At 59.1% G+C, this 17298-nt stretch carries 16 protein-coding genes and 1 pseudogene; 9 read left to right on the top strand and 8 right to left on the bottom strand.

The window, feature by feature from the left end; all coding sequences use genetic code 11:
* The first annotated feature begins 14 nt into the window (after positions 1 to 14).
* The 5 genes from KYK14_RS08850 (at position 15) to KYK14_RS08830 (ending at position 7841) form a co-directional block, all read left to right on the top strand.
* Complete coding sequence (locus KYK14_RS08850; protein ID WP_219158537.1) at positions 15 to 3290, top strand: SusC/RagA family TonB-linked outer membrane protein; 3276 nt, start codon at positions 15 to 17, stop codon at positions 3288 to 3290.
* 19 nt (positions 3291 to 3309) lie between these two features.
* A complete protein-coding gene (locus KYK14_RS08845) occupies positions 3310 to 4890 on the top strand; it encodes a SusD/RagB family nutrient-binding outer membrane lipoprotein (protein WP_219158536.1) in 1581 nt (526 codons plus the stop codon).
* A gap of 84 nt (positions 4891 to 4974) precedes the next feature.
* Entirely contained in the window at positions 4975 to 6090 is a 1116-nt protein-coding gene (locus tag KYK14_RS08840) for a sulfatase-like hydrolase/transferase (protein WP_219158535.1), read from the top strand.
* 26 nt (positions 6091 to 6116) lie between these two features.
* Complete coding sequence (locus tag KYK14_RS08835; protein WP_219158534.1) at positions 6117 to 7382, top strand: alkaline phosphatase family protein; 1266 nt, start codon at positions 6117 to 6119, stop codon at positions 7380 to 7382.
* Between the two features lie 153 nt (positions 7383 to 7535).
* Positions 7536 to 7841: a hypothetical protein gene (locus tag KYK14_RS08830; RefSeq protein WP_208308575.1), complete on the top strand. Its 306-nt coding sequence runs from the start codon at positions 7536 to 7538 to the stop codon at positions 7839 to 7841.
* Positions 7842 to 7883: 42 nt separating this feature from the next.
* Here KYK14_RS08830 and KYK14_RS08825 read toward each other — a convergent pair whose 3' ends face one another.
* Positions 7884 to 8654 (bottom strand): HAD family hydrolase, encoded by a 771-nt coding sequence (locus KYK14_RS08825; protein ID WP_219158533.1) that lies wholly within the window; start codon positions 8652 to 8654, stop codon positions 7884 to 7886.
* 109 nt (positions 8655 to 8763) lie between these two features.
* On the opposite strand from KYK14_RS08825, the gene KYK14_RS08820 reads away from it, so the two are divergent.
* The 4 genes from KYK14_RS08820 (at position 8764) to KYK14_RS08805 (ending at position 12063) form a co-directional block, all read left to right on the top strand.
* Complete coding sequence (locus tag KYK14_RS08820) at positions 8764 to 9339, top strand: helix-turn-helix domain-containing protein (RefSeq protein WP_219158532.1); 576 nt, start codon at positions 8764 to 8766, stop codon at positions 9337 to 9339.
* A 97-nt stretch (positions 9340 to 9436) separates the two neighbouring features.
* Positions 9437 to 10606, top strand: coding sequence for a TIGR03364 family FAD-dependent oxidoreductase (locus KYK14_RS08815; RefSeq protein WP_246601753.1), 1170 nt, complete (start codon positions 9437 to 9439; stop codon positions 10604 to 10606).
* 396 nt (positions 10607 to 11002) lie between these two features.
* Entirely contained in the window at positions 11003 to 11587 is a 585-nt protein-coding gene (locus KYK14_RS08810; RefSeq protein WP_246601752.1) for a Crp/Fnr family transcriptional regulator, read from the top strand.
* A gap of 98 nt (positions 11588 to 11685) precedes the next feature.
* A complete protein-coding gene (locus tag KYK14_RS08805) occupies positions 11686 to 12063 on the top strand; it encodes a DUF4260 domain-containing protein (RefSeq protein WP_219158530.1) in 378 nt (125 codons plus the stop codon).
* A gap of 218 nt (positions 12064 to 12281) precedes the next feature.
* Here the strand turns inward: KYK14_RS08805 and KYK14_RS08800 are convergent, their stop codons facing one another.
* From KYK14_RS08800 to KYK14_RS08775, 7 genes and pseudogenes are all read right to left on the bottom strand, one after another.
* Complete coding sequence (locus KYK14_RS08800) at positions 12282 to 13151, bottom strand: oxidoreductase (RefSeq protein ID WP_219158529.1); 870 nt, start codon at positions 13149 to 13151, stop codon at positions 12282 to 12284.
* A 98-nt stretch (positions 13152 to 13249) separates the two neighbouring features.
* Positions 13250 to 14152, bottom strand: coding sequence for a helix-turn-helix domain-containing protein (locus tag KYK14_RS08795; RefSeq protein WP_219158528.1), 903 nt, complete (start codon positions 14150 to 14152; stop codon positions 13250 to 13252).
* Between the two features lie 291 nt (positions 14153 to 14443).
* Entirely contained in the window at positions 14444 to 14878 is a 435-nt protein-coding gene (locus tag KYK14_RS08790) for a hypothetical protein (RefSeq protein ID WP_219158527.1), read from the bottom strand.
* Positions 14859 to 15089: a hypothetical protein gene (locus tag KYK14_RS08785; protein ID WP_219158526.1), complete on the bottom strand. Its 231-nt coding sequence runs from the start codon at positions 15087 to 15089 to the stop codon at positions 14859 to 14861. The genes KYK14_RS08790 and KYK14_RS08785 overlap by 20 nt, the downstream gene beginning before the upstream one ends.
* 84 nt (positions 15090 to 15173) lie before the next feature.
* Positions 15174 to 15587 (bottom strand): carboxypeptidase-like regulatory domain-containing protein, encoded by a 414-nt coding sequence (locus KYK14_RS22130; protein ID WP_343217077.1) that lies wholly within the window; start codon positions 15585 to 15587, stop codon positions 15174 to 15176.
* Positions 15588 to 15740: 153 nt separating this feature from the next.
* Positions 15741 to 15926 (bottom strand): annotated as a pseudogene (locus KYK14_RS22570) (erythromycin esterase family protein); the annotation flags it as partial.
* A 66-nt stretch (positions 15927 to 15992) separates the two neighbouring features.
* Positions 15993 to 16427: a TraB/GumN family protein gene (locus tag KYK14_RS08775; protein ID WP_219158524.1), complete on the bottom strand. Its 435-nt coding sequence runs from the start codon at positions 16425 to 16427 to the stop codon at positions 15993 to 15995.
* Between the last annotated feature and the right edge of the window lie 871 nt (positions 16428 to 17298).

Genomic DNA, 17298 nt, shown 5'->3' with positions numbered 1-17298 from the left:
TCCAAAACCCTCTTATGAAAACTCTTTACCAGCAGATCCTCGTGGTTCTGCTCTTGCTGTTGGTGCCTACCCTATTACGGGCGCAGGGCACCATTGGCGGCACCGTGACCGATGAGCACAAGGAGCCCCTACCCGGCGTGAGCGTGCTACTGAAAGGCACTACCCGCGGCACCACCACCGGCAGCGACGGCCGTTTCACCCTCGACGCTGCCCCCGGCGACGTGCTCCAGTTTCGCTTCGTGGGCTCGGTGCCGCAAGACGTAACCGTGGGCACTCAGCAGAACATCACCGTGACGCTCCCTACCGATACCAAAGCACTGGACGAAGTGGTGGTAACGGCCCTGGGCGTGAAGAAGGAAACCCGCAAGATTGGCTATGCGGTGCAGGAAGTGAACGGCGAGGACCTCGTACGAGCCCGCGACCCCAACCCGATTTCGGGCTTAGTGGGCAAGGTAGCAGGCTTATCAGTAGGCCCGTCGGCTGAGCTGCTGCGGGCGCCCAACGTGACCATTCGGGGCAATACGGTGTCGCTGTACGTGGTCGATGGCTTCCCCATTAACACCGATACCTGGAATATCAGCCCCGACGATATTGAAACCTATACCGTGCTGAAAGGCCCCGCGGCGGCGGCCCTGTATGGCAACCGCGCGCAGAACGGTGCTATTCTGATTACCACCAAAAAAGGCAACAAAAACAAGAAAGGCTTTACGGTGGAGCTGAACAGTAGCAACGTTATCCAGTCGGGCTTTCTGGCGTTTCCGCGCCTGCAAGATTCCTACGGGCCGGGTGGAGGCACGCGCTACGAGTTTGTGAATGGCAAGGGCGGCGCCCCTGGCGGCGTGGATGGCGACTATGACGTGTGGGGCCCCTACTTCGCGGGGCAGCTGATTCCGCAGTACGACTCGCCCATTGTGAACGGGGTGCGGCAGGGTACGCCTTGGGTAGCGCGGGGCAAAGACAACCTCAAGAACTTTCTGCGCACGGGCTTCCAGACCAACAACAGCGTGGCCCTAAGCGCCACCGGCGACACGTACACCACACGCTTTTCGGTGTCGCAGCAAACGCAGAACAGCTACATCCCCAACAACGGGCTCAACATCGTCAATTTCAACTTGTACGGTGGTTTTAACCCCAGCCCGCGCATCAAGCTGGAAGCCAACGTCAACTTCAACCGCCAGTTTACCGACAACTTTCCCGACATAGACTACGGCCCCAACAGCCTGCTCTACAACGTGGGCATCTGGACTGGAGCCGACTGGGACGTGAACGCGCCCGACATCCGAGGCATTTGGCAGCCGGGGCAGGTAGGCGTGCAATCGGTGTTTGCCGAGTACCAACGTTACCACAATCCCTGGCTGATGGTGAAGAAATGGACGCGTGGGCACTATAAAAATGATACCTACGCCTACCTCACTGGCAACTTCAAAATTGACGAGCACCTGAGCGCCACGCTGCGCACCCAAATCAGCACCTACAATTTGCTGCGCACCGAAAAGATGCCGTTTTCGGCGCACCCCTACGGCCGCGAGGGCAACCAGGGCGACTACCGCGAAGACCGCCGTAACCTGTTCGACAACAATACGGAGGGCTTCCTGAACTTCAACTACGACCTAGGAAACCAGAAGTTTTTCAACATCAGCGGTCTGTTGGGTGGCAACGTTCGCAATTTCACTTACAACTCCAACTGGACGTCGACCGACTACCTCAACGTGCCGGAAGTGTACGCGTTCAGCAACTCGCTAAACCCGGTGCAGGGCACGAGCTTCAACTCGCAGATGCGGGTGCTGAGTGCCTACTACTCGCTCGATGCCTCGCTGGGCCGCTACGCTACCCTTTCTACCACGGGCCGCGTCGATAAATCGTCGGCTTTCCAGACGCCTACCACCTACTACTACCCCAGCGTGTCGGTGGCCACGGTGCTTTCTGACTACATCGGCGGGCTGCCGAATGCCATTTCCTTCCTGAAGCTGCGCGGCTCCTTTGCCAACGTGCGGGCCGATGCCACGTCACCTACCATTGGGCCGGCGCCGTTCAACTCAATTACGGCCCTGGGTGGTAGTGCTGGCAACTCACTTTTTACCAATCCTCTGGGCTATGGCAACGTGTACACTTCGCCCTACAATGGCCCCGATTACTCCCTGACCTCGCCCTACTCGACTAGCAAGCCTTACAATAACCAAACGGCGGGATACGGCACCGACAACCTGCTGGCCCAGAACCTGAAGACCACAACCCGTGTGAACTTTGAGCAGGGCTTTGACATCAAATTTTTGGGCAACCGCCTAGGCTTGAGCGCCACGGCGTTTCAGTACATCGACGGGCCGCGGGTGCTACCCAACCCTGTATCGACGGCCACGGGCTTTACGACGCAGTACGTAAACGCTCTGAAAACCAAGAAAACAGGCTACGAAGTGAGTGTGACTGGGACGCCCGTGCAAACTACCAACTTCGGGTGGGACGTGCTGGCCAACTGGTCGACCTTCCGGGAAACCTACCTGGAGCTGCCGGCCGGCCAGGACTTCTACAACACCTTTTACCAGGTAGGCGACCGTACCGACATCCTGCGCACCAGTGCGTTTGTGCGCTCGCCCGATGGGCAGATTGTGAACGACGCGGGCGGCAAGCCCCTGGCCAACCCCGTGGCGCAGCAACTGGGCAACATGAACAACAAGTTTAACTGGAGCCTCTATAACAAGCTGCATTACAAGTCGCTAAGCCTAGCCTTCCAGTTTGACGGCGCGGTGGGCGGCGTGACCACCGACTATATGTTCCGCCAAACGATGCGCGGCGGCCGCAATGCTCTCACCGCCGAAGGCGCCCTCGGCGACGCCCGCTACCAGGACTGGCAGCAGTATGGCGTGCAAGGCTACACGGGCAGCTACGTGGGCGAAGGCGTGGTCATAGCCAACGAAGCGCGCATCAACTACGACTCGCGCACGGGGGCCATCCTCAACGGCGAAGCCCTGCAATTTGCTCCCAACACCACCAAGGTTTTCGTGCAGGACTACGTGAGTCGCTACTATGGCGTGGATGAGGCGAGCCTGATGAGCAAGACGTTCGGCAAGCTGCGCGAAGTCACCGTCAGCTACGACCTGCCGCGCACGCTGCTCGGTGATTCGTTCATCCAGCGGGTTTCGGTGTCGCTTATCGGTCGCAATCTGCTGTATTTCTACGGCGACAAGCGCTTCAAGGACATCGACCTCGACCAGTACAACTACGCCACTGGCTCCACGGGCTTGCAGTCGCCTACCGTGCGCAGCTACGGCCTGAACTTGAACGCTACCTTCTAACATCCCCGGCTCTGCTACCATGAAAAAGATCATCCAAACTGCGGCGCTGCTGGGGCTGCTAACTCTCGGTGCTACGAGCTGCGATAAGACGCTCGACGAGCTGACTATCAACGAGAACAAGCCCAACGCCGTGCCCGCGGCGCTACTGCTCACGGGCGTGCTCAACAACGTGTATGAAGCCCCCAACAGCCAGTACGAGGTGTGGGGCCAGTACTACCTGCACAACTACGACTACTACGGCAACAACCGCTACGATTTTGGTAGCGGCACCGCCTACTATACTACCCTCAAAAACGTGGACCTGATGGAGCAGCAGGCCCTGGCGGTGGGTTCGCCGGCCGTGAACCCCTATGCCGCACTGGGTAACTTCTTCCGGGCCTACCTATTCACCCGCATGAGCCTGCAAATGGGCGACGTGCCCCAGAGCCAGGCCCTGCTGGGCAGCGAAAACCTGACACCCGCCTACGACCCGCAGAAAGCCGTGTTTGTGCAGGCCTTCAAGTGGTTGGAAACCGCTAACACCGACCTCGGGGCACTCATTGAGGGTGGCACCACCACAGTGAGCGGCGACATCTACCACGGCGGCGACCTGCGCAAGTGGCAGCGCACCGTGAACACCCTGCGGGTGCGCTTGCTAGTAGAGCTGAGCAAGAAAAACGGCGACGCTGACCTTAACATTGCCGGGCAGTTTGCGGCCATTGTGGGCAACCCTACCAAGTACCCGCTCATGGCCAGCAACGCCGACAACTTGCAGTACACCTACGTGGAGGCCACCAACAACTTCTACCCCAACAACAACCGCAACTTTGGCCAGGACGGCTCGCGCAAGAACATGGCCGCCACCTACGTAGGCCTGCTCACGCAGCTGCACGACCCGCGCGTGTACGCCACCTGCGAACCTGCCCGCTACTACGTCGATAACCTCAAGCAGAGCCCAACCGATTTTGCGTCGTTCGTGGGTGCTGACCCTGGCCTTGATATGGGTGTGATGTACAACAACGCCGGCCAGGGGCGCTATTCGTTTCTGAACCGCTACCGCTACTTCCGCACCCTCACCGGCGAGCCTAGTATCCAACTGGGCTACCCCGAGCTGTGCTTCAACCTCGCCGAAGGTATCAATCGGGGTTGGGCCAGTGGCAACGCCGAGAGCTACTACACAGCGGGTATTCAGGCTTCCATGGCCTCCTACGACCTACCCACCAGCGGCACCTACACGGCCTACTTCTACCGCCCCGGCGCCACTGACGTGAAAGTGCTTAGCAACTACGACACCTACGTTGTGCCCGTGAGCTACGCCACCTACTACGCCCAGCCCAGCGTGCAGTACACAGCCGGGACCGACGGCCTCACCAAGATTTTGCAGCAGAAGTACTTGGCCTTGTTCCGCCACTCGGGTCTGGAAGGCTACTACACCTACCGCCGTACCGGCGTACCGGCCTTCTCTACCGGCCCTGGCACCGGCAACAGCGGCCGCATTGCGCTACGCTTTCGCTACCCTACCTCCGAGCAAACGGCCAATACCGACAACTACCAGGCAGCACTAACCAGCCAGTACGGTGGCAACGACGACATCAACGGCGCGATGTATCTGCTGAAATAATTACTACCTAGCTAGCCCGTCATGCATCGACTTCGTGCAGCATGGCGGGCTTTTTTTCTTCACGACACCCCACTCCTGCCTATCATGCACCGCACTCGCTTCTTTCTCCCGCTGCTACTGAGCCTCAGCCTGACCGCTGCCAACGCCCAAACACCTAAGCACCGCACCGAAAACGTGGTGTTGGTGACCCTGGACGGCATGCGCTGGCAGGAAGTTTTCGGTGGGGCTGATACCAGCCTGTTCCGCCAAAGCAAGCACTATTACGCCGACCAGGCGGCTCTGCGCAAGGAGTTTGGGCAAGGTACAGCCGTGCAACGCCGCCAAGCGCTGATGCCTTTTCTGTGGGGAACCGTTGCCAAGCAGGGCCAGCTCCACGGCAACCGCGACGCTGGCAGCCTGGTGAATGTGACCAACAACCAGTGGTTTTCCTACCCCGGCTACAACGAAATCCTGACCGGCGCCGCCGACAACGCCCGCATCCACAGCAACGACCCGCTGCCGAACCCCAATGTGTCGGTGCTGGAGTGGCTGAACCAGCAAGCGGCTTTTCGCGGTCAGGTAGCGGCCTTTGGGTCCTGGGACGTGTACCCGGCCATCCTCAATGCCAAGCGCAGCGGCCTACCCGTGAATGCCGGCATGGACCCTGTGCCCGGCCCCGGCCTCTCGCCCCAGGAGCAGCTGCTGAACGAGATGCTGCTCACCACGCCCAGTCCTTCCGGTACCGAGCGGCTCGACTCCTTTACCGATCAGTACGCCCAGGCCTACCTGAAGCGTAAGAAGCCGCGGGTGCTCTACATTGGTTTTGGCGACACCGACGAGTTTGCCCATGCCGGCGAGTACGGTGCCTACCTGCACGCGGCCCATTACACCGATGAGTTCCTGCGCCAATTGTGGGACTACCTGCAAAGCGACCCGCAGTATAAAGGCAAAACCACCCTGCTTATCACCACCGACCACGGCCGCGGCGCCGCAGCCGCCGAAAAGTGGCGCAGCCACGGCGCCGACATCCCCGGCGCCGACCAGATCTGGATGGCTGCCCTCGGCCCCGACACACCAGCCTCGGGCGAAGCCCGCACCGGGCAGCTTTACCAAAACCAGGTAGCGGCTACCTTGGCCCAGCTACTGGGCCTGAACTACGCCCCTACCCCCGCCACAGGTAAACCAGTGGGAAGCGTTACGGGCAGTGGTTCTCGGAAGTAACGTTGTAAGCACCGCTTGCTAATACCATGAAAACGAGTCTTCTATTTGTGTGTGCTGTGCTGCTCACACACGTTGCAACTGCCCAGCAGCGCAGCCCCAAAGTAGTGTTCATCATTGCCGATGGCATTCCGGCCGACGTTATCGAAAAGGCCTCGGTGCCGAACATTCGCAAAGTTATAGCCGCCGGCACCTACCTACGCGCCCACGTGGGCGGCGACCAAGGCACCTACACCGAGACGCCTACCATTTCAGCGCCCGGCTACAACAACCTGCTCACGGGCACCTGGGGCTACAAGCACAATGTGTGGGGCAACAGCATTAAAGCGCCTAATTATCAGTATAAAACCATTTTTCGTCTGCTGAAAGACCAGCAGCCCACCAAGAAAACCGCCATCTTCTCTACCTGGCTCGACAACCGCACCAAGCTGGTAGGCGAAGGCCTACCAGCCACCGGCAACCTGCGTGTTGACTACCGCGCCGACGGCTACGAGCTGGACACCATCGCCTACCCCCACGACAAGCAGAGCCAGTACATTCACGCCATCGACGAGCGGGTAGTGGGGGAAGCTATTAAAACCTTGACTGCCAAGGGTCCCGATTTGTCGTGGGTGTACTTAGAATACACGGATGATATGGGCCACCGCCACGGCGATAGTGAGCAACAGCAACAAGCCATTGCCTACCTCGATGCGCAGGTAGGGCGCCTGTGGGACGCCGTGCAGACCCGCCAGAAAAAGTACAAGGAAGACTGGCTACTGGTGCTCACTACCGACCACGGCCGCGACCCCCAAACCGGCCGCAACCACGGCGGGCAGTCGGCGCGGGAGCGGGCCACTTGGGTGGTACTCAACACGAAGAACGTCAACGCATATGCCCAGCAGCCGGAGCCCGTCGCCATCGTAGATATTCTGCCTACCATCAGCCGGTTTATGCAGTTGTCCCTACCCCAAATCACGCAACGGGAGCTGGACGGCGTGCCGCTTCTCGGCCCCGTTTCGCTGGCCCAGCCGCAAGTGCAAATAGCGGGCGATAGTCTGCGCATTACGTGGAAGGCATTGGGGCCGAAAACGGAAAAGGTGAAGGTGTGGTTGACTGCCACTAACGACTTCCAAACGGGCGGCCAAGACCGTTACACCTTGCTCGGCACTGTGCCACTGGCTCGGCAGTCGTTGAGTGTCAGCCGCAAGCAGTATCCAGCGGAGTTCTATAAGATCGTATTGGAAGGTGAGCACAACACCGTAAACCGCTGGCTGACTAACGAGAAACCGGGGTCAAAGGCACAGGGCAAGTAATTAATCCCTACCCCTTCTGCTGTTTTCACCTATTGAAGTCTATATTTGGCCATCTAGGTCCACCTTTACAGCAAGTTATACGGATGAGACTTTGGTTACTTCATTCACTACACTATCAGCTCCATTATGCCACGTTATCAGACTAATTGGCGAATGAAACTTCTTCCTGCGGCCCTTGTGCTTCTGTTGGCCGGCGGCTGCAAGGATGATGATCCGGCACCTACCACCGGCGGACTTGTCATTTCCTTTTCAGGCGCAGGCCGCTACGCGCTTTACACGGAAACCTTATTAAGAACCGGCCCGGCACTGTATGAAGGTACAAGCGGGACCGGTACTAATAAGTTAACATTCGATGATCTTAATCCCGGAACGTACATTTTCCAACGTGGCCCCGCTGGCAACAATTTTAACGAAGCGGTACAGGTAACAGCGGGTAAGCAGCGGGAGTACACGTTTTAGGAACTGTATATGGCGTAGAGAGCAACGATTCACGCTATCTGATCAGGAAATATCCTCCCGCCGGACAGTTGTAATTTGTTTAGGTAATACCTCTTGCTCCAAATACTGCTGAAACGCCACCAGTGACGCAAACAACCCGTCATTCGGGCAAGCGGCTAACTGGGCGTGGGTATGCGTCCCATTCGTGAGGCCGAAGCTCCCGGCGCACCCAGCGCGCCGGCCCGATTCCAAGTCCGAAGGGGTGTCGCCAACGTTGTACACGTGCTGCGGGTCCGTGATGCCGAACGTGTGCATTGCTTGTTGAATCATCAGTGGGGCGGGACGGCCTTCGGCTACCTCGTCGCTGGCAATTGATAAGTCGATGATAGATTGGCCGTTGCCCTGGTAATGGGCATCAAGACCACTGTCCCAGCGCAGGCGGCGCAGGATGAGGTTCGTCACCTCGCGATAGAAGCCAGTGGTGAGGGCAATGCGGATACCTTGTTGACGCAGAAACGCCAGCAATTCTAAACAGCCTTCGGTTGGCACTACCTCGGCGGTGCGGTAGTGCGCCTCCAGCAGCTCCCGAAATACCTGGTAGGAGTGGTCTACTCGTTGCGTGTGTAAGGCAGCATCGGCATGTGCGCCTAGTTGCTCCCACCACAGTAGCTCGAACACAAACCGCTTGGCCTGACCCTGCACGGCCAAGATACGCTCGGCGGAGGCCTGCAATCCGGTAGCCGTGGCGGCTTGGGCAAAGCAGGCTTCTACCTCGTGTTGGTCGCGGACGGTGGTACCAGCCATATCCAGCACGACAAGTTGTACAGTTTTCATAGAACAACAGTATTGTTTACAAATATGAAACAAATATACCGATCTATAGGGGTAGGAGGTTCTGGTAATATCAAGCGTATATTATATTTTGAATTCCGAACTTGTCCGCATGAAGCATGATAAACTGAGTTTGATTGGAGTTCGGATTCTGGAACTGCGCAAAGCGAAAAAGATGAGTCTGCGCGAATTGGCCAAGCGTAGCAATCTGTCGGCCGGCCTGCTGTCCAAAATCGAAAACTTCCGGACGGTACCTTCTCTTTCCGTGCTCATCGAAATTGCTAACTCGCTGGAAGTTGATGTATCGGTCCTAGTGAAAAACATTAACGGCGAAACCGCTGCGCCCTACCTGCTCGTGCGGGCTGGGGAAGGACGACCCGAAACCCGCGACGATTCCAAAGGATTGCTCTACCGCTACCTGCTTTCTCAGGATTTAACCAACTATAGCTTGCGCGTTAATGAAGTCATCATCAATCCAAATACGTATCGCAAGCCGCTATCTACTAATGCGCTAGAGCTTATATATGTACTGGAGGGCACCGTACAGTACGGGTTTAAAGAAGGTGAAGTAGCCGTGTCGCCCGGCGACACGTTGTACTTCGACGGCCTACTGGCTCATTCCGTTCGCAATACCACTGACCAGCCGGCCCGGCTATTCAAAGTGTACCTGCTGCGCCACACGGATTGATCTAGTGCCCCATTTGCTGTTATGAAATATAACAAACTCATAACGGTTTATATGTTTCATATTAGTTAACTAATCTTACGTTTGTGCCTACTCTCTTATGAGCGCAAGCACTATGGAAAAGTCGTATGATCTGATTGTGGTAGGCGCAGGGGTACTAGGCGCATTTCACGCCTATTTTGCCCTGCAACGCGGTCTGAAGGTATTGCTATTGGAAAAGGATAACCGTCCTATGGCCGCAACGGTGCGCAACTTCGGCCAGATTATCCCTTCGGGTATGGCCGAGGGGGAGTGGTTCGACTACGCCCGCGTGAGCCAGGACACGTACAAAGCCATTCAGGCAGAGTATGACATTTCCATCCGACCCTCGGGCGCGCTTTACCTGGCCTCTACCCCGTTGGAAATGCAGGTGCTGGAAGAAAAGCACGCCCGCTACCGAGAAATAGGCTACCCTTCGCAGTTGCTCACGCCAGCGCAATGCCAACAGCGCCTACCTGCTGTGCAGGCTAGTTACTGTGTAGGCGGCTTGCTGTTCGAGCAGGAAGTCACTGCCGAGCCCGACCAGATGATTCACCGCCTGTTGGCCTACCTAGTAGCCCGGTGGCAACTCGACTACCGCCCCGGCACGCCCGTGCAGGACGTAACGGCGGGCAGTGCCGCCGCGGAGGTAGTAGATGCGCGTGGGCAGCGCTACCAGGCAACCCAGGTGCTGGTCTGTAACGGTCGGGATTTTCAGTGGCTGTTTCCGGAGCTATTTGCCCAAAGCGACCTGCAATTGTGCAAGCTGCAAATGCTAGCTACCTACCCGCTGCCGCAGGTGAAACTGCCGGGCTCCGTGCTCACAGGGTTATCCATTCGACGCTACCATGCTTTCCATTCCTGCCCATCGTTCGCAGCGCTTCAAACGGAGGAGATAGACGCTGACTTACACCAATGGGGCATTCATATCTTATTTAAACAAGCCGTGGACGGCTCCATCATCATCGGCGACACGCACGAGTATGCACCTGTGGCGGATGGTAGTAGGCTGGATTTTAATAATACTGATTCGCTCAATCAACTGATGCTCAGCGAAGCCCAACGTATCATCACCCTACCCGATTGGCGCATTCAGCGCGTCTGGAACGGCTACTACGCCCAGAGCAAGTCGGCCGAAATTTTTCAGGCTTCCCCCGATCCGCGCATTCATATCGCGACTGGCATTGGCGGCAAAGGCATGACAACTGCATGTGGGTTTGCCCAACATCATATGGCACGGTTAGTCAACTAGTGCTAAACTAGGTGGGGTGGATTTGGTGAGCTAACCATCGTGTTTTCTATAGTGGTGGCTTTGTTCGCGCCAGTCGTCCTAGTGCTGTATTCGCCCTTTCCTAACGATGGAGCGTTCAATTATCAATGCGCGTTTATGCTAGAAGTATCGGTGAAACTGCTTACGTGTAGTACTCTTCCACCCACAGCCTATAGACAGTAGGCCATTAGGCAACAGCGTATGGTTCGACCTTCATATCGCCGTTATACGCCTCCCTTATACATAAAAAAGAACGCTTGCACGGTAACGAGCTAAGCAGCAGCGTCCTTAGTATGTAACTTTTGTGAAAGAAGAGACCTAATGGGGTGTTCGTATCTTCACGGGCTAACGAAACGGCCTGTTACCCCCCTTGCTCCTATGCATCCGCTCCGCGCTTACCTGCTCCGCTTCGTGCCCGAGTTGACCGATGCCGATTGGCAGCCGCTGGACCAGGCGCTGCGCGTACACCACCTCGCCCGCGGCGAGCATTTCCTGCAGGCCGGCGAGCACCAGCCCATGCTAGCCTTGCTGCTCCGCGGCACCTGCCGCCTCTACTACCCCCGCCCCAACGGGGAGGAGCGCACCACCTACTTCTTCTTCGAAAACCACCTGCTCGGCGACTATGCCGGCTGCCTGACCGGGCAACCGAGTCAGCTCAGCATTCAGGCCCTGGTCGACACCGAACTCGTCGTCTTCGACTATGCCGTCTTGCGCCAGCTCTACGACGAGCGCCCCGTCTATGAGCGCTTCGGGCGTCTGCTGGCCGAGTATCATCTGCTGGGTACGGATGCGCGCCTGGTCGAGCACCTGCTGCTCTCCCCCGAGGAGCGCTACCGAGCGCTGCTGGCCAGTGGCAAGACGAAGATCCTGGAGCGCATCCCCCAGCACCTGGTGGCCAACTACCTGGGCATCACCGCGGTTTCCATGAGTCGGATTCGGGCGCGAGTGGCGCGCGGGCACTAACGGGCGCGGCCGTTTTTCTTAGCGTTTGTTATCGTCGGCGGGGGGTAGGAAGGCGGACCTTTGAGTATTCTTTTTCTCCTCTACTGCTCCACTGCCCCGTGAAAAAATTACTCAAGCTCGAAGAACTGGCCGAACTGCTGCTGGCTGTACTGGTCTTTGCCCACCTGCCCTACGCCTGGTGGGTGCTGCCCGCTACCTTTCTACTCCCCGATGTGAGCATGTTGGGCTACCTGGCTGGGCCGCGCATCGGTGCCGTGTGCTACAACTTGGCCCACCACAAAGCCCTGGCGGTGGTAGTGGGAGTCAGCGGCTGGTGGCTGGGCTCCTCCCTGTTGCTGCTTGCGGGCACCGTGCTGCTCCTGCATAGCGCCTTCGACCGGCTGTTGGGCTACGGCCTCAAGTATGCCACCGGCTTTCACGACACGCACCTCGGCCCGGTGGGAGTTCGTCCGACTAAGATGCAACCCATCAACTGAGCACGCTTGATTGTCGTTCGGCAACGCGCGCGTCGGGTTGAGCGAAGAGCCGGATCAGCCGTTGAACCAAGGCCAAACGGGTACTCTTTTACCAACCGACGTTCAGGTAATGATACACGCCCGATTTCCTCCACTGCTCACTGGCCCGCTCAGACGAGAAGCCCCCCTGGACTGGCCCCACAGTACCGGGCCAGTCCAGGGGGCGTTGCTGGGAAGGGTTACGCGTCGGCCGACTCGGCGGCGGTGGCCAGCGACCGGTCCTTCCAGTGGGCCATCTCGTCCTGCAGGTGCTGGATTTTGGCCTCGGCCATGTCATACGCGTCTGCGCCGAGCAGCAGGTGCAGCGGCGGGTTAGGCGCGGCCGCCAGCTGAATCAGGGCGGCGGCCCCTTTGGCCGGGTCCCCAAGTTGGGAGTTGGCTTGCCGCACTTGGTCGTGGTAGGCCTCATTATCGCGCACGAGCTGGTAATCTGCTAGTTGGTCGGCAGCCAGTTTCAAAGAGCCAGCCTGCAGGAAGTTGGTGCGGAAGTAGCCCGGCGCTACCACCGTCACCTTCACCCCGAACGGAGCGACCTCCGCGGCCAGTGCTTCGGACAAGCCCTCGACGGCGAACTTCGTGGCGCAGTATACGCCCCAGCCGGGGAAGCCGCCCTGAATACCGGCAATGGAGGAGAAGTTGATGAGGTGGCCGCGTTGCTGCTGCCGCAAATAGGGCATGGCCTGGCGGATGACGTTGAGCGTGCCGAACACATTGACGTCGAAGTTTTCGCGCGCCTCGGCGTCGGATACTTCCTCCAGGCTGCCCAGTTGGCCATAGCCAGCATTGTTGACTACCACATCCAGGCGACCGAACTGTTGCACTGCCGCCGCAATGGCGTGGCGCACGCTGGCTTCCGTGGTCAGGTCGACGGCCAGCGGCAGGAAGCTAGCCGCGTCTGTGCCTACCACGGCCCGTAGTTGGGCTACGTCACGGGAAGTAGCGGCCACCTGATGGCCATGCTGGAGCAGTTGCTTCACCAGCTCTAAGCCAAAGCCTTTGGAGGCGCCGGTAATAAACCATACTTGTTGAGCTTTTACGTGATGTTCCATGCGTGTGAAGGGGTATGGGGGTTGCGTGTGTAACGACCACAAAGGTCGGATCCCCCCTAGACTAGCACTTATGGAAATCAAGCCGATACTTATGCAATTCAAACCCAGCGCACAGCAGAAGGAGCCACGCCTGTTTGCTTCTTGAAGAAGTAGGTGAAGTTGGCCGGTTCGTCGAAGCCCAGGCTGTAGCCGATTTCGGCAATGTTCCAGTCGGTGTGGCGCAGCAGGGCTTGGGCTTCGCCGGCCAGGCGCTCGGCGATGTGCGCGGTGGTGGTTTTACCGGTGGTGTCGCGTACGCAGCGGTTCAGGTGGTTGACGTGCACGGCCAGGTGGCGGGCAAAGTCGCTGGCTGAGCGCAGGGCAAAGCGATGACGAGGCGACTCAATGGGAAACTGGCGCTCGAGCAGTTCCAGAAACACGGCTGCCAGGCGGGACTTGGCATCGGGATGCTGGTACCGGGCGTCAGTAGGCCGTAGCTTCAGCGCATAGTGAATCAGCTCCGACGCGTAATTGCGTAGCAGCGCGTATTTGAGGGGGTAATCAGAGTGGAGTTCCGTCAGCATCTTGCCGTAGAGCGCACTCACCTCTTCGTCCTGCGCGGGCGTGAGCGGGTACGCGGGGGTGCTGCCGGGCTGAAACAGCGGCAGCTCGGTGAGCGTCGGGTTGCCCCAGCCCTGGAAGAATTCTTCGCGGAAAATGCAGAAAAAGCCGGTCGTCTCGTCCGATAGGGGTTGCCAGGTGTAGGGCACCTGGGGGTTGAAAAACAACAGTGTCGGCCCCGTTATGGCCAGGCTCTTGTCGGCGTAGTGGTACAAGTTGCGGCCCCGGATGAGCGTGATCTTATAAAAATCTCGCCGGCTGTAGGGCACCGGCTCGGCGCTGGGGGCCAGCACGTCCTCCAGCCGGAACACATTCACCTGCCCTCTTTCTACGGGCCTGGAAACGGGCAACTCCTTGAAGTGGTGCTGGTAGAATTCGGGGAGGCTCTCAGGTTTTCGCATGCGGCCAAGTTACCAAATTCAACCTCTTTTCCGACCAAGGCAAGCTTACTATACCCCTCCCCCTATGGCTTTCAGAAAGCCTGACGCTCGGGACTAGCCCTTTTCTTTAGCTTGTAGCGTTTCAAGAGGTGCGTTCAAGTAATGATACAAACTCGACAGCAGGAAACAAGTAAGGGTCGGAAGCCCATGGGCTGCTCTCGACGCTGCGCGGGAAGGGATCGTTGCGCGGTTAATTAGGGGCTCGCTACTAACTAAAAAAGCAACCCTTCAGAAAGCCCGCTACGCGGGGCTTTAGTGTTTGGCCTCGGTGGGGAGCAACACCTGGTACGTGTTCCAAAAATCGGCGCGGTAGGGCACCTGGGCGTCGACCTCAAACAACGTCGTGTGCAGCACGTGCGGGGTGGCAAGTTCCACGTCGGTGGTCAGCAGTTCGTGTAGGTCCTGCCACCGTTGCCGCTGCTGCGTATCGCGCCGCACGAAGTCTGTGGCAGACTCCCGCCGGGCGTATTTAAGGAAGCAGGTGCCCTGTACTGGTTCGTACTGATACAGGTCGTGGTGCTGCCGGTAGCGCGTGAGGGGCTGCGCGAAGCCCAGGCGCCTGAGATCCCGGGGCTTGGTCAGCTCCTGGGGGCGGCGCGTGGTGAACGCCTCGTATTGGACGACCGCAAAGTTTTCCGTGTCCACGTAGACCGTGCCCTCGTACGTGTCAGCGGCCGGAGAAGGCATTAGGCCGGTTGCACACGAAGCCGACTTCGTACACTGCGTGGTTCTTGTACTGCGTCTGCCCCTTCAGCGTGAGCGTGTACTGGGGCATCGCCCCGGTCTCCAGGGAGTTACGCGTGGTCAAGATGGGGTCGGCGCTCCACAGCAGCCAGAAATCGGGGTGCTCTTGATACTCGGCCATCGTCGGGTCGCCGGCCTTACGCTGCTGCCGCATCTGCAAGAAGCGCTGCTTGCCGGCGTGCTCCCAGCTGCCGCGGCGGTAGCCTTTCTGGCCGTAGAAGTCCAGGGCCGCTTCCTGCTACACCCGCACCGAGTCGCTGCGCCGGTACTGGGCCCGCGAGTAGAGCTGCATGCTGTGCGCCTGCTGCGCATAGTTGGCCGGGATGCGCTCGCAGGCATTGCGCAGGATGGCCTCGGCACTTAGCGGCGCCCGCACGAGGACCTCGCCCAGTAGCTGGTCTTGCGGCGCCAGTTCAACTTCCAGGCGCTGGCCCACCGGCTGCGCGGCCAACGCCCGCCGCGCCGCGCCGTAGCCGAGGCAGGAGATCTGCACCGTGTCGCGGGCGTGCGCGACGGGCACGAATAAGGCAAATTCGCCCGCCAAATTCGTCACCGTCTCCAGGGCTGTGCCCCGGATGCCCACACTGGCGAAAGACACGGCGGCCCCGGTTGTGGCGTCGCGCACCCGGCCCCGCACTTGGTGTCCCGTCACGGGTGCAAGTCCCCCGGCCCCGGCCGCCAGGCGGGTGGTCGGGCGCATCGTGCGGGTGAAGAACAGCCCGTCGAACACCTGCTCCCAGCGCGCGCGGAGGGGCAAGTAGCTCAGTGGGGAGGCGTAAAAGGGGGCGTGGCCAGCGGGGGTGTTGCGCAGGTTCACGAAACCCACAGCGCAGCCCTGCTGCTGGAAGGCAGCCTCCACACTGCCGAGCGGCGGCGTCAGCACCGTGTGCAGCGAGGTCGTGTCGCCGGTTCGGCCGTAAGTGCCCTCGTAGGCCACGAAGCCCACGGCGTACACCTGGTCCCCCAGCTGCTGCTTCACCAGCTGTCCCATCGGCACGGCCCCACCCAGTAGCGGGCGCGCCGACAGGGGCTCGTCCTCGTCTTCTGGTAGGTGCTGCTAGACCTGCAGGCGGCGCACGTACGCGGCCGTTAGGGTATCCTCCAATTCGAGTTGCGCGAGGCGATTGGCCACGTGGTAGGAGGTGGCCCACACGATGATTTTCGGGTGCTCCGGCTGCCGGGTCAGGAACAGCAGGTTGTCGGCCAGCAGCGCGTCGCGCGAATTCTGCACCACTTCTTTCCGGCCGCGGGCGGCAGATTTCTCCTGCTGCTGGTAGCGGGCCGTGGTCTGCAGCCACTGCTGCCAGAAACGCACCCGACTGGCCTGGGCTGGCTGGTGCGCCGCCAGGTGGGTGAGCGAGGCGTTAACGCGCGCAAACCACCGCGCCAACGCAGCATCCAGGGTCGGCTGGGCTAGGGCAGTAGATGCGGGATAGTCTACGCTTTTTTTGCCAGCTTGGCCACGGTCATGCGCGAGACACCCGTCAGGCACACAATGGCCCGTTGGGAGACGCGTTCCACCAGCAGCTTCTCGACTTGGGCGTAGCGCGCGGCCCGCGCCGGCTGAACATAGCCTTGATTGCCGCAAACAGTGCACTGCTACTTGGCCCGGCCCCCACCACTGCCGCTTTTGCGAATCTACTGGCTGGCGTACCGACCGCAGACATGATGAGTCGTTTTCATACCAGCTTGTACGACTTCACCCTAACTTAGACCAGCACCCTCCAGTAGTTGTTGTGTCACAAACTTAGTACCGATAAGTAAGATTTATCATAACTTGTTTCTTTAACTGCTCAAAAAGCGGAGCAGGCTCCTACCGCACCCGTCGAGCGCCCAAATCCTGCTTACGTTTCCCAACAAACTTGCCTAAACTGTCCAGCCCGACGGGACCACCTTAGAGTAGACCCTATTCTGGCCTGATTTACCCGACCACCTCATCGGTCAGCTATATTCTCCGTGCTCATTCACCCACCGCTTCGGGACTCGATCGCACCACCAGCGAAAGTCACGGCGTGGGCCTGATTGCGCAGGATAGTCTACCGTGAAGTCTCTAAACGCGGCATCGAGCGCCGCCATTTGCTCTACAAAGAAGGCGTGCTCCGGTAAAGCGAGCAAGTCCTCCGCTACCAAGAAAGTAGCAATCGGTTCTCGGACTTGCTCGAGTGCCGCCACTAACTCACTGGGATCATAAAACGCATTCGCCTGTAATGTGTCGAGCGTCTCTTGCCAACGCGTGAGCGCGACTGCCGGCGTGGGCAGGTGCGTAAAACGCATACGGTGGGCGAGTGAGGTGGTCCAGTTAGGCTGGATAGTTTAGGGCACTAAGTGGAAGGAGCTGTTGATGAGTGTGATAGGGTGTCTGA

Origin of the sequence: Hymenobacter profundi (genome assembly GCF_019334315.1) — a bacterium.
Classification (GTDB): domain Bacteria; phylum Bacteroidota; class Bacteroidia; order Cytophagales; family Hymenobacteraceae; genus Hymenobacter; species Hymenobacter profundi.
The sequence above is the reverse complement of the archived record's forward strand: the minus strand, read 5'-3'. Positions and strand labels throughout refer to the sequence as shown.

Excerpts from the sequence above, each read along its gene's own strand:
- KYK14_RS08830 (WP_208308575.1), top strand. The coding sequence starts at position 7,536 with ATGAAACTTCTTCCTGCGGCCCTTGTGCTTCTGTTGGCCGGCGGCTGC.
- KYK14_RS08810 (WP_246601752.1), top strand. The coding sequence starts at position 11,003 with ATGCATCCGCTCCGCGCTTACCTGCTCCGCTTCGTGCCCGAGTTGACC.
- KYK14_RS08825 (WP_219158533.1), bottom strand. The coding sequence starts at position 8,654 with ATGAAAACTGTACAACTTGTCGTGCTGGATATGGCTGGTACCACCGTC.
- KYK14_RS08850 (WP_219158537.1), top strand. The coding sequence starts at position 15 with ATGAAAACTCTTTACCAGCAGATCCTCGTGGTTCTGCTCTTGCTGTTG.
- KYK14_RS08820 (WP_219158532.1), top strand. The coding sequence starts at position 8,764 with ATGAAGCATGATAAACTGAGTTTGATTGGAGTTCGGATTCTGGAACTG.
- KYK14_RS08815 (WP_246601753.1), top strand. The coding sequence starts at position 9,437 with ATGAGCGCAAGCACTATGGAAAAGTCGTATGATCTGATTGTGGTAGGC.
- KYK14_RS08840 (WP_219158535.1), top strand. The coding sequence starts at position 4,975 with ATGCACCGCACTCGCTTCTTTCTCCCGCTGCTACTGAGCCTCAGCCTG.
- KYK14_RS08785 (WP_219158526.1), bottom strand. The coding sequence starts at position 15,089 with ATGCGGCAGCAGCGTAAGGCCGGCGACCCGACGATGGCCGAGTATCAA.
- KYK14_RS08835 (WP_219158534.1), top strand. The coding sequence starts at position 6,117 with ATGAAAACGAGTCTTCTATTTGTGTGTGCTGTGCTGCTCACACACGTT.
- KYK14_RS08845 (WP_219158536.1), top strand. The coding sequence starts at position 3,310 with ATGAAAAAGATCATCCAAACTGCGGCGCTGCTGGGGCTGCTAACTCTC.
- KYK14_RS08795 (WP_219158528.1), bottom strand. The coding sequence starts at position 14,152 with ATGCGAAAACCTGAGAGCCTCCCCGAATTCTACCAGCACCACTTCAAG.
- KYK14_RS08790 (WP_219158527.1), bottom strand. The coding sequence starts at position 14,878 with ATGCCTTCTCCGGCCGCTGACACGTACGAGGGCACGGTCTACGTGGAC.
- KYK14_RS08800 (WP_219158529.1), bottom strand. The coding sequence starts at position 13,151 with ATGGAACATCACGTAAAAGCTCAACAAGTATGGTTTATTACCGGCGCC.